Origin of the sequence: Hymenobacter qilianensis (assembly GCF_014638675.1) — a bacterium.
Lineage (GTDB): Bacteria > Bacteroidota > Bacteroidia > Cytophagales > Hymenobacteraceae > Hymenobacter > Hymenobacter qilianensis.
The window spans coordinates 20,216-32,344 of record NZ_BMFN01000007.1 but is presented as its reverse complement, the minus strand read 5'-3'; the positions used below and the strand labels follow the sequence as shown (position 1 = coordinate 32,344).

10 protein-coding genes are annotated in these 12,129 nt (G+C 49.4%); 7 read left to right on the top strand and 3 right to left on the bottom strand.

Translation table 11 applies throughout. The features are described 5' to 3' along the window. The first annotated feature begins 10 nt into the window (after positions 1-10). From IEW06_RS20270 to IEW06_RS20255, 4 genes are all read left to right on the top strand, one after another. Positions 11-370, top strand: coding sequence for a hypothetical protein (locus IEW06_RS20270; RefSeq protein WP_187734655.1), 360 nt, complete (start codon positions 11-13; stop codon positions 368-370). A gap of 67 nt (positions 371-437) precedes the next feature. After that, entirely contained in the window at positions 438-2,336 is a 1,899-nt protein-coding gene (locus IEW06_RS20265; RefSeq protein ID WP_187734654.1) for a Piwi domain-containing protein, read from the top strand. Positions 2,337-2,346: 10 nt separating this feature from the next. Beyond that, the gene (locus IEW06_RS20260; RefSeq protein ID WP_187734653.1) at positions 2,347-3,411 is read left to right on the top strand and encodes an SIR2 family protein; all 1,065 of its coding nucleotides are present in this window, start codon (positions 2,347-2,349) and stop codon (positions 3,409-3,411) included. Between the two features lie 437 nt (positions 3,412-3,848). Continuing rightward, entirely contained in the window at positions 3,849-4,577 is a 729-nt protein-coding gene (locus IEW06_RS20255; RefSeq protein WP_187734652.1) for a toll/interleukin-1 receptor domain-containing protein, read from the top strand. Positions 4,578-5,115: 538 nt separating this feature from the next. On the opposite strand, the gene IEW06_RS20250 is transcribed toward IEW06_RS20255, so the two are convergent. The 3 genes from IEW06_RS20250 to IEW06_RS20240 form a co-directional block, all read right to left on the bottom strand. Next, positions 5,116-7,248 (bottom strand): hypothetical protein, encoded by a 2,133-nt coding sequence (locus IEW06_RS20250; RefSeq protein ID WP_187734651.1) that lies wholly within the window; start codon positions 7,246-7,248, stop codon positions 5,116-5,118. A 260-nt stretch (positions 7,249-7,508) separates the two neighbouring features. Continuing rightward, a complete protein-coding gene (locus IEW06_RS20245; protein ID WP_187734650.1) occupies positions 7,509-8,153 on the bottom strand; it encodes a P63C domain-containing protein in 645 nt (214 codons plus the stop codon). 5 nt (positions 8,154-8,158) lie between these two features. After that, complete coding sequence (locus IEW06_RS20240) at positions 8,159-9,358, bottom strand: ImmA/IrrE family metallo-endopeptidase (protein ID WP_188548854.1); 1,200 nt, start codon at positions 9,356-9,358, stop codon at positions 8,159-8,161. 422 nt (positions 9,359-9,780) lie between these two features. On the opposite strand from IEW06_RS20240, the gene IEW06_RS20235 reads away from it, so the two are divergent. The 3 genes from IEW06_RS20235 to IEW06_RS20225 all read left to right on the top strand — a co-directional run bounded on the left by IEW06_RS20235 (position 9,781) and on the right by IEW06_RS20225 (position 11,931). Then, positions 9,781-10,188, top strand: coding sequence for a transposase (locus IEW06_RS20235; protein WP_187734647.1), 408 nt, complete (start codon positions 9,781-9,783; stop codon positions 10,186-10,188). Beyond that, positions 10,185-11,072, top strand: a complete 888-nt coding sequence (locus IEW06_RS20230; RefSeq protein WP_187734646.1) for an IS3 family transposase — start codon at positions 10,185-10,187, stop codon at positions 11,070-11,072. The genes IEW06_RS20235 and IEW06_RS20230 overlap by 4 nt, the downstream gene beginning before the upstream one ends. A 247-nt stretch (positions 11,073-11,319) precedes the next feature. After that, positions 11,320-11,931, top strand: a complete 612-nt coding sequence (locus IEW06_RS20225; protein WP_188548853.1) for a recombinase family protein — start codon at positions 11,320-11,322, stop codon at positions 11,929-11,931. The last annotated feature ends 198 nt before the right edge of the window (positions 11,932-12,129 follow it).

Below are 12,129 nucleotides of genomic sequence, written 5' to 3'. Positions count from 1 at the left end.
CTTGACTACAATGGAAGACCACATTTCCCCCATGAGCTACGAAGCATTCATCAGGCGTGCCCACGGTTGTGAGCGTAACCAAAAAGGTGCTTCGTGCGATTATTTCCGCAACCTGCAAAACACCGAATCCGGCCAGTTAAAACTACGGGGTTTGGGGACTGCTGAAAAGCAGCTAGCTGCCGTGAAAGGTCATCTTACCAAAGCTATCCAGGCTTTTTTGAAACCTAGAAGGGGTCGTAAGCTCACTTCCGACGAAGCGGCTCAACTGGAAGGGTTGCAACTCTCTATTGAGCGTAGCTACGGTTCCGCTGACCTTATTCCGTTAGTCAAGCGGGGCCTCGACATCACGCAGCCTTATAAAGAGGCCTAAGCAGCTATTCTCGTTCGTTGCCTTCTGCCAGGACATTCTTGGTGGTCACTTTATCGCCGTTCCGTTTATGACCGACATTCTACTAAGTTTTCTAGCTATTCGGGAGCAGCCGTTTGCATTTACGGTGTATCGAAAACTCTATGACGGCGCGCAAAAGACGGAGGACAGCTTGTGGATATACCCCTTGCCTGAAGAGCCGGGCGACGATGAATTCAAGCGCTATTACGTGGCTTTTGAGCCTATTCCGGGTTTTGTTGCCTATGAATGTCCAGCCCGCGCCAACCGCAATCTAACGTGCCGGGTGCTCACGCTCATGGTGCAGCAGCGAGCGGAGGCGGCTGGTATCGACCATTCCACCAAGCTACGGGGATTTCATAATTCTATTGACCTATACACCGAAAGCTTCACCAAGGGCAAGCGGGCCCTCGTGCTAGAGCCCTACTACTTGGAGAGCAAGCGGCAATTCGGCTTCTTAGTGGATGTGCGCTTCCGAGCGAATAAGAGCTATCCAAAGGGCGATGCAGAAACGCTACAATTGAGCTTCAGTAACAGTCGTAACGGTGGTGTAAACAAAAATTTTTACGGTGACAAGTACAACTACGTGACCGCGCAGCTCAGTCGGCTCTTGCCCCAACTCGGTCCGCTGGTTTGGCAGGACCTGCAGTTATCGCTGGTCGAAGCATTTTCCACCGTTACCGCGACGACGCTGGCCAAAAAACAATATATCTTCAAAAACGACAATTACGATTACAATCAATTTAGCGGTATCCGTCGCTACGGTCCGTACCGGCCGGGTCCGTCGGATTGCACGTTTGTCTTCCTTCTCGAAGAGCGGTACCGAGCCTTCGCCAACAAGCTGTTTTTAAGCCTTACCGGCAAGCGCAACCCAGATACTTTCAAGGGCATGCACGAAATGTTTCAAGTAGATATTGGCAAGAACAACATCGTGCAAATACCGCTTCTTGACACCAGCGAGCCGCACTTAGCTGGCGCCGTAGAGCAAGTACGACAGCTGCAGACCGAACGCCCAAACGAGCACCTGATAACCATCTTTGTAGAAGAAAACAACCACGCTGACGAGCCGGGCGTTTCGGAAACCTACTATTACCTCAAGTACCACTTAACCAAGCTGCAAATTCCCTTGCAGGTGCTCAGCCACGAGAAAATTAGTGTGGACAGTACGCTGAAGTGGTCCACATCCAATATCGGCTTGGCCTTATTTGCCAAGCTGGGCGGCATTCCCTGGATAGTGAAGCCGAGCATTTCCAACTGCCTGATTTTAGGCATTGGCAGTGCCCACAAATTCAATGACCAAGGCCAGATTGAGCGGTTCTTTGCGTATTCCGTTTGCCTGGATTCTTCCGGGATTTACCGAAAGCTCGAAGTGCTAGCCGATGACCATTCCGAAGAATCGTATCTGAGTGCCTTGCAGCGCAACCTAGTGAGCTTGTTGGGAAGCCCGGAGTTTGCCGGTTACACCAAGTGCGCCCTGCACCTGCCTTTCAAAATCAAGCACCGGGAAATTGATTCCATCAAAGCCGCCATTGAGAAAGTGCGCAGCATGGAATTCAAGGTGCTTAAAATCAATGTAAAGAATAAGTTTTTTGGCTATAGTAACCACAACACCAAAACCCCTTATGCCAGCACGTTAGTTGAGCTAAACCCGCATGAGTTTTTGGTATGGTTTGAAGGCTTGCAGCAAGGGAAAGAAGTGCTTAATGAGCGTATTAGCCCCCCGGTGCATATTGAGTTTTTGCACTCGGCTCATACTTCGCGTGAATCAGTTTATCCTTACCTCCAGGATGCCATCAACCTAACCGGTACCAACTGGCGGGGCTTCAATGCCAAGGTGAAAGTCATCTCCATTTATTACTCCTCCATTATCACGGATTACTGCACCCACTTCGAGCAATTCCCGGATTTTCGAAAGGATATGCTGTCGCTGCATTCACCCTGGTTTCTGTAAGCTAGTATTTATGAGCATTGAGCGCGACAACGTCTTGTTTTTGCTGGGAGCTGGTTGCAGTCGTGACGCCGGCATACCCGTGTCGGCGGAGATGGTAAACAACGTGCACCGCCTCGTGAACGAAGACACCGCCTGGAAGCCGTACAAAGACCTTTACTACTACCTGCGTAGCTCCATTCAATTCGCGGATGGCATTTTCGGCAACTTTCAAGCTTCTTTCAATATCGAAAAGCTCATCATCGTGATGTCTGAAATCGAGAAGAAGGAGCGTAACCTTATTTATCCATTCATAGGGGCTTGGGACAACCGCCTGTTGGACTTGGCCGGTCCCGAATTTAGTCACCTAACAGAGTTCAAACGCCTAATAACAAACGAGCTGGTTAGCGACTGGGTGAAGCCCTCCCTGTACAAGGATGCCGCGTACTACGGCGGGTTCAAGGACTTGATGTTCGGCAACAACGGCATTGGCATCAACATCAAGGTGTTTAGCTTAAACTATGACCTCTGCTTTGAGAAGGTCGTGGGCAAAGACAACATCGAACTGGGGTTTGACGAGAACACTCGTGAGTGGAGCTATAATAGCTTCACGCGAGGCGATGAAAAGAACTTCACCTTGTACAAACTACACGGCTCGCTGGACTGGTACACTGACCCCAAAACGCATAAGCTGATGCAGGCGGAAGACCCGTCCCGCGACCCAGTCCTAATTTTTGGAACGAGCAACAAGCTGCGCGCCATTGACCCGTACCTTTTCTATATCTATGAGTTTCGGCGGCTCTGCTTCCTGACTGACTTGCGGCTCATTGTGTGCATCGGTTACAGCTTTGCCGACGACCACATTAACGACATAATCGCCCAGGCGCTGAAAAGCAATGCCCAAGCCTGCGTTCTGGCCACGGTTTGGAATGCTGCCGATGATTATAAGGACTACGTTCGCAAATCACTAGGCTTAGCATCTGGCAGCAATCAGGTGCTTTTTGAAGAAAGCAAAGCCAAGGATTTCTTGGGAGCTATGGTGTCCAAAGAGTACCTCGAATCCAAATTCCTGCCCGATGAGTTGCCCTTTTCGGTCTGACGCCGAAGTTGCTACTACTCATTGGTCCAACCACTAAACGCCAGCATGAGAACTAAAGTAGAAGAATATGACGGCCAACTTGTTCGGGTTAGTTTTTTTCCTGAATCAGAGGCGGAAAGAACTGTGCTGTTGTCCGTTCGCAACGGCCTACCTAGCGACAGCGCTGAATTAAACGTAATGGACTGGGTTAACTCAGCTATGAAGCGAGAAGGCTTAGGTCCACACGAAATATTGGGTTTTGAGGACGTGTTTAACAATGTGTACTATGTCTTTCGAGTCCAACGCTCCCCAAGAGGTATTGGGTATTGAGATGGGATTGTGGCTAGGTTTCAGTGTCCCGTAATGTATAACAGTACCACCAGTAATACTGGTAATATTCTTTTAACTGTATACAGCAGCCCATAAGCTGCCACTGTTTCACCACGTATCCCCACTCCATGCCTGCATCCACACGAACCAGCGTTTTTATTAGCTACAGCCACGCCGATGAAAGATGGCGGAAACTCGTTGAAAAGCACCTGGCTCCGCTCGGGCGTGACCATAGCTTACGGGTGTGGAGTGACCAGAACTTAAAGGCTGGCGAGCCTTGGCTGGCCCGAATACGCCGCGAATTGGCGACGGCCCGGGTAGGAATAATGTTGGTCAGTCACAACTTCATGGCGTCGGACTTTATTCATTCCGATGAGTTGCCGCCGCTGCTTCTAGCAGCCAAGAAAGAAGGGGTGACCCTGTTGACCGTAGTGGTCGGGCATTGCCATTTTGCCAACTCGCCACTTAGTAAGCTGCAGGCGTTTAACAAGCCGGATAAGCCGCTGGAGGCGCTGACCATTCCGCAACGGAACAAGGAAATGGCGCGGCTCTGTGCCATGGTGATGAAGATTTTTGGGTTGAAGCCCGGGGCCGCGAAACCTGACGCAGCTAAACCAGCAGTTTTGAAAAAATCTACTGCTCCCGCCTCACCCAAGCGGTTAACCCCGTCTGCTGCTAAAGTAGCCCCGACCCCTGAGGCTACTGCCAAATCCAAAGCTATTGCCAAATCTAAGGCCATAGCTAAAAACAAAGCGGCAGGAGCCAAGCCTAAGCCAGCCGCAAAGCCGACTACCAAACCGGCTGCGAAGACGGTGCCCAAACCAGCTAAAAAGGCCGCACCTCATAGCAAGAAATGATTCGCTCTCCCACGCCCTTGTATCGGCGAAGGGATAGCACTGCTTCTTTTACATACTGTAAAAACTTCCTAATCGATACCTATTGTCTATAGGAAAGGCCACTTTTTACAGTGGCCTTTCAGTAAACTGGGTTTTTGCTATTGATACTGGTTTGGGTTTGCTCGTCGCTATGCCGGGTAGCTCGTTCCACGCTTCTAGGTCAACGCATGACATGCTAGGAAGACCTGTTCCAAGAATGTCACACGCTGCACTACCTTAGCCGAGCGTTCTTAATTAAAGCGCCTGGTTCATGCTCTACGTTGCGTATCACCGGGTGAGTACTGCTCGCCAAGGCCAGTCTGGTTTAGGGATAGAAGCCCAGCAAGCGGCCGTGCTCGCGTTTGCCAAAGATCGCCACCTGAGTTTGTGGCGAGCGGGGCGTCTCAGCAAACGACCACTACCCAAGGCCTTCTGGTTTTTATAGCCCTAAGAATTAGCTACCCGAACTGCGGCACTTTGCGTAAGCCTACGGCTTGGTCATAGATTATTCGGTTGCTAGCTACATCAGCTTAACTGACCACAAATTATTGGAAGCAACTTGTTTGAATTCTGCCGCTGCTGCCTGTTCATACTGTGCTCGCGTGGCTGCGGAGTGGTACATATCTGACCGCCGAACTTTGGTTAGATATAACCATTGCCAAAAGCGCTTCATTAGCCCCATTTTAGCCGAAAAGAATAAATCAATCAGCTTTAAACTAATCACAATGCCTACGCCTGCTAAGAGTACACCGGTATGGACTTGATCTTTTATTAATACTCCCCCTACTGCACAAGCTATACCTAGACTCGCTTCAACTAATCGTGCAATGCGCAGGCTGTTACGCAAGTGTCGATGAGTACTGGCTAGAATGGCCGAGCTCAGAGTTTCGGTCGCAACATCACGCTCAGTGGCTGCTGCTTGCCGCTCATTAGCCGCTACCGTGAGTTGCTGTTGGTTATATGCCTCCTGCTCTAGACGAGCATCTTCACTGCGTATTTTCTCTAGCGCACGCTCCTGCTCAGCTTCCTCGGCCTTGCGTTGCGCAACTTCCAGTTGAGTTTCTAGCTCGGTGCGGGCAAATTCACTGAATGTAGGTAGCGTCAATTCAGCTTCATAATTACGAGCGTTGGTATAGCGCTTGTCTGAATACGCTTTAAGTAGCGTGGATATTGCCTTAGGGTCTGTTGTGAAGCTACTGACCTGATTGACGTATCGTACTATTTCCACACCAGTGAACTCTTGGCCGACTATGCTCTTTTTAAGAAATTTGGTGAAGGTGATGTAATCCGCTTCCTTGACATTAGCCGACAAAGAGGCATGCAGCAAAAATGCTTGTGCCGGAAATAGCACTTCACTAACTCCTTGATCGCTTGATTCTATAGCCAAAATTTCCGCTAGCATTCGGTCAGTGCTCAGATAAAAGCATTTCACATCCGAAAAGCTGGTATTATTAAAAGCGCGTGCACCCCTTACGTACAAGATGTTGTAGGCGTCAACTTGCGCTGCACTACCGGTATAGCGTAGTACCCGACGGGCTTTTTTCCCCTCAAACAGTTCTTGGCTTAAGCCTTCTACTTCCCGTTTGGTCACCTCCACATCTCGGGTGACGGGACGAAGCTTGTAGATATCTTCAAATCGACGAAAATCGGCCATTAATTTTAACTCGTACTGCTCAGGAGTAGCGACTACCCCAACTTTCTTGTAGCGATAATATTGGTTAGCAAAGCCTTCTTGGATAGCTAAATCACCACCTATAAGAGTGTCTTCCACAAGTTGAGTGGCTTGGTTATTAAAGCGCTTTAGCATAGCCACGGCCTGTTCCCGCTTGCGCTTTAACTCTTCGTATGTTTGAGCTGTGTAGCGAAACTCCACGCCTTGGTGCAGGCAAGCTGTTACCAACTCCTCCATATTAGCCTGCTCCTGTACGCCATCAATTCCCATAAGGCGGAAAATGACATTGGCATCAAGCAAGTACACTTTGCCCTTAAACAGGTTGGCGGTAAAATCTTTCACGCCTTTACCTGATGTAACTATCGCAAACTCTAACGCTTTATAAAAGAGCCGAAAAATAGCGTTGTCTTTGGCCCGATTCTCATATTCAAGAAATCTGTTAAATACTTTTATGTTTTCAACCGGAAACTTGCCTTTTATTTCTTCGGCAAGCAAGGCTTTTACATTAGCCCCCGCTAGACCTTGGATGTTTTCGTAAATCGACTGGTGAATCATCTCCACCAAGATTTCAGCTAACTCTTCAGGTAGCGCTTCCTGCCGTAGGAAGCGGCGAGCGTGCTGCTCAATAGAGTTCGCGTCTGAAGTATGACACAGGTTGTCATACAAGCCTACTTCTAGAGATAGGAGTACATCGTTTTTTAATGGTTCGGTGCGTACGTAATCTACTTTTGACAACACATTTTTAAGATGTTGTCGGGAGGTGGGTATGCCAATCTCATGCACTACGTAGTCCAAGCATTCGCTAAGCGAAGTGCGCTCATTATTGCGTTGGTATATGTAATCACAAACAACTGAGACTAACACTTTATTGAATTTAGCCCCATCCATATCATCAAGCATGCAGCTCAAGCGGAAGAGGTTAAATTTAGCCATGTCAGTCGCGACAACTTGTTTATTTACAGTTTGTAAACGTTCTATCATTATGAAATAACTATTGGCCTACTGTGATGCTACACCTGCGTAATAACCAGCTAGGCACTAAAAAATGAGCGATAGTATTGCACTATATTCAGACAATCTGACCTAATGAAAAACCAAAAGCAAACAGGTAGGAGAGAGAAGGAGAGAGCAAATAGATCCTAGCATCTAGAATTATAGAAGCTAGAGGTAAATAGTCTTGCATTCGTGCTCGAAACATGATTTTACTTAGGTCTTTCAGAATGTAAGCTTATCGTATCAGCTTACTGTGCAAACAGTTCAACTTGATAGGGCACGCTGTGTACTACGAAAAGCTTGGCGCGAAACTCGTACCAGGTAGAGCAAGTCTGCATCAGGGCAATGGCTTCGTCTCGGTACTGCTCCAGTTCCGCTTGACCTTCGGCGTTCAGAAATTGAAAATGTTTATAGGCTCGACTGCCCCCAAATCTTTTTGGATTAAACACACGCAGCGTTGGCAATACCTCTTGTGAAAAACGATTGTAGATCAATTCATTAATCCACACGGCTACCACGGCAGGCTTGATATAGCTTGCTGGGTCTAGGTCATGCCAGCCGTTCAAACGGTAAATTTCCGAGAAGAACGGTATTGATCGGGGAAACCGAGGCTCGTAAGGTTGACGCTTCGATGCAATTAAAGCTTTGAGGGCGCCGAGCGAGGTAGTACCACCACCGATTAGCTCGATCACTTCTTGGTCTCGCTGCTTTTTTAGCTCCTGCTGTTTCCGGTTAAGATCTTCGGTTTGTTGCAGCAGTAAGCCAGAAAGCAACGAGCGTTCCAGCTTCTCCTCTTGGCTTATTTCAACGTGACGAATGTTTTCGATCGGAAAGCCAGGCGAGGCTAAACTCTCTTGCTCTGCGGGGGCGTTTGTCTTTTTAGATTTCTTCATGACTGCTACGCGTACACTTTGGATTTGATTTTTTGAATTTTCTCTTCAACCATCTCCTGACCGTGGCAAGTCATGTCAATGAGGTCAACAGCACGGTTGACGTCGGGAGAGTTAGCTCGCGCCCGAGCCCAAGCCGTTCGATTGTTTGATTCGAACGCCGTGAAAACATAAGGGAAACTAGGATGAACGTGGTTCTCCGCTGCAAACTCGGCGACATATTCTGGATCATTAATGAATCGGCGCACTTGGTCAGTTTTCTCTTTCGAGAATAAGTACCCTCGCGCAAACGCATCTGCCTCCTTTTCCCGCTCGCGAACGGACAATTGCTCGTTGGAATCGTCCGTTAGATGATATTTACTAGCCTTAATTTCGTCCCAGTCAAAGAGCACATGGTACAACTCGTGAATGAGGGCAAACCAGACAGTGGAGTAGAAGCCGACGTAATTGGTTAGCGCGATACACGGCTTGTTATTAACGTTGAACGTCGCCCCCCGCAGCTGCAAGGTCTGCAGTGATTGCTGGAAGATGACGGTAATGCCGACTTTATATAACTGCTTAACTACATCAACTAGGCCTTGGTCTACGTTGGTGGTATACCAGCGCAGCTGTGGGAATAACTTGATCAGTTCATCCCGGCTGTACGGGTAAGGATTATCTATTTCTTTGAAAGCAACCGTGGCGGCGTTAATCCAATAAGACCGCGTCAGGTTATTTTCTGCCTTGAAGTTCCCGGAACTGAAGGCGATGTCCATGCTCGGTTTGCGGTATTCGAAGATGGACTTCAGTCCCAAGCGGGCGGTAAGCCGTTTCTCGATGTGGGCGAAATCAGTGATATTATCGATCAGGCCCGCTTTGCGCAACACCGCCAAGTCAAAGTTTTCCTTAATGAAGTGGATTTTGTCAGGTGTAATTGTGTCAGTTGGAAAGTTCTCTTCCACTACATCCAAGTACAGCTTTAGCAACTGCTCCTTAGGTAGCTGTAGGAAATTGGCCAGCTTGGCGAGGTTAGTAACGTCAACTAATTTTTGGGAACCGCTCAAAATGCCCTTTAGCGTGCGAGGCTGGATGTCCATGAGCTTGCACGCATTCGTTAAGGCCATATCTAATTCCAGAAGCTTTTTATCAAAAAGCGCCTGAAGTGTCTGCTTGTCAGGCTTCATGAGGCCACTGAGCAGAGCATCTATATCGCTGAACTTATCAATCATAGTTGGGTGAAACGGAAAAAATGCGCCGTTACATCAGCAAATATATTGCTTTATATGCCTTTGTAATACGTTTTGACAAATAAAATGCATGATTGCATTAATATTTTTGTCAAAATGAGCAGCTTGTAGAATGCTTTGCCCAGCAAGGCCTCTATTATCTAGTACGACAACATAGCCTGACGCGGTGCCCACACAGAGTAGCAGGCAGACGTAAGAACTGTTATCCAATAAATCTAGACTTAGGTAGACGCAGTGGCTGTAAGTCGGCATGGTCAACTTATTTAAGGACGACACAGTTTTCAGGACGACACACTACAAACCGCCGGTGCCGGTGAGCCCAGAATAAACTAAATTTAGGATTACCACGAAAGTTGTCTTGTCCGGAAATAAGTTGACAGTTTTTCACCCTTAAAACTGTCCTTATGCAAGACCACATTCAGGATTTACTGACTCGCTTTCAGTATAGCGAACAACTCCGAGAAACAGCCGTGTTTCGTATTCTCTTTGGCGGCGAGGAGCCTAGCCAAGTCATGGCCGATTTGGATATCCATAACAGCTACACATTGCGGAACTGGGTGAGTCTGTACCAGCGCAAGATCCAAACAGGGCTGCTTACCTTACCTGCCATGACGACCACGCAAAAGCAGGACATGCAGGCCTTGAAGCAGCGCAATACCGAACTTGAGCAGGCTTTGAAACAAGCAAACTTGCTGATTCTGGCGCTGAACACCATGATTGAGGTAGCGGAAAAAGAACTCAAGATCCCGATCCGAAAAAAGTCTGGTACCAAACAGTACAAAAGCTCCGTTACAACGAGATTGCCAAGGTGAGCGTCGGCCGCCTTTGCCAACTGTTTGGTGTGAGCCGACAAGCTTTTCATCAACGTGAACACTACACCCAACATGCCCACAGCCAATCCATGCTCGTCTTGGACCTGGTCGTGGCCCTACGCAAAGAGATTCCTGGGCTAGGAACCCGCAAGCTCTACTGGCTACTGCAAGAGCCTTTCGCACAAAGTGGGATTCGAATGGGCCGGGATAAGCTGCACAGTTTGCTGCAAGCTCATGGGCTTACGCTCCGGCACAAACGGTCAGCACCAAAAACTACGAACTCAGCGCATGGCTTGCAGAAGTATCCCAATCTGCTCGCCGATCAGCTGATTTCGGCACCCCAGCAAGTCTGGGTGTGCGACATCACGTATCTCTGTATCGGGTTGGGCTTTGGCTATTTATCCTTGATTACGGATGCTTACTCCAAGCTGATTGTGGGTTACTGCCTGCACCCGTTGCTGACCAGCGAAGGATGCTTGCGAGCGCTGGAGATGGCCTTGCACCAGGAACGACCACAGGCAACGACGCTGATTCATCATTCGGATCGGGGAAGCCAGTACTGCAGCTTCCTCTACATCCGCAAACTGAAAGAAGCGGGCATTGCCATCAGCATGAGCCAATACGGTGACCCCTATGAAAATGCCATTGCTGAACGAGTGAATGGCATTCTGAAGACCGACTTTCGACTGAATCAGGTCTTCACTAGTTTTGAGGAAGCGGCTCGGGCAGTGGAGAGAAGTATCCGGAACTACAACCATTTGCGGCCTCACATGAGCTGTGACTACCTGACACCGGCAGTAGCTCATGGCAGTGAACAACCACTGAAAAAGCGTTGGAAGCCCAAGCGCTATAATGCCTCGAAAGAACCCACCGAATCACACTAATTCATGTGATACTTCGTAGTCAAAACCGTCAACAAAATTCCAGGATCGGACAACGGTCAACTTATTTTAGGACGACACAAGTCGCTTGGTTTGTTCACTGAAACGAACGTATAACTGAACAAACCGGCCTAGCGCCTACGACCCGAGGAACCGAAGCCAAAACCAGTCGATTTGGTTCACAAAACTTGTTCAGCAATCAAAGTACAAATAAGGGTACCTTCGGCACGGATAAACTGTACTTTGCCCCATGAACATCGGCTACGCCCGCGTCTCCACCCGTGACCAGAACCTGGAACTGCAACTCGATGCCCTCCACAAGGCCGGCTGCGAAACCATCTACCAGGAAAAGGTGTCCGGGGCCAGCGCCAGCCGCCCGGAGTTGGAGCGGCTGCTCACGCAACTGCGCCGCGGCGACACGGTCATCATCTACAAACTCGACCGCCTGGGGCGATCGCTCAAGCACCTGCTGCAGGTGGTGGGCGACTTGCAGCAGCGGGGGGTGGGACTAGTTTCCCTGACCGATGCCATCAACACGACCTCCGCCCAAGGCCGGCTCGTGTTTAACCTGTTCGCCTCCCTGGCCGAGTTCGAGCGGGAGCTGATTCGCGAGCGTACCCATGCCGGGCTGGCCTCGGCCCGGGCGCGGGGCCGGGTGGGCGGCCGCCAGCGGGGACTATCCGAAGAAGCCGAGCGCACGGCCATCATTGCCGAAACGCTCTACCGGGAGCAGCAACTGGGCGTCAACGAGATTGCCCAGCGCTTGCGCATTTCCAAAGTTACCCTCTACAAATATTTGCGCCACCGTAAGGTCATCATCCACGCCCACCGCAAATCAGCCCCGGCCAACCCACCCGTTTAACCTTCGGACTAAGGGGTCGGTAGCGCCTGGTATGTGCGTACCCAGCGGTAGAGCTTCCAATCCTGCTACCGCACCTTGGAGGATGCGCTGGTGAAGTTTTCCGAAAGAAAAACGTAATCCATCCTTCTAATTGAAATTGATAGGCTTCTTCGAACCTTCCCCGGCGCGCCCTCTTCAATATAGGGTGGGCGAAGTCAT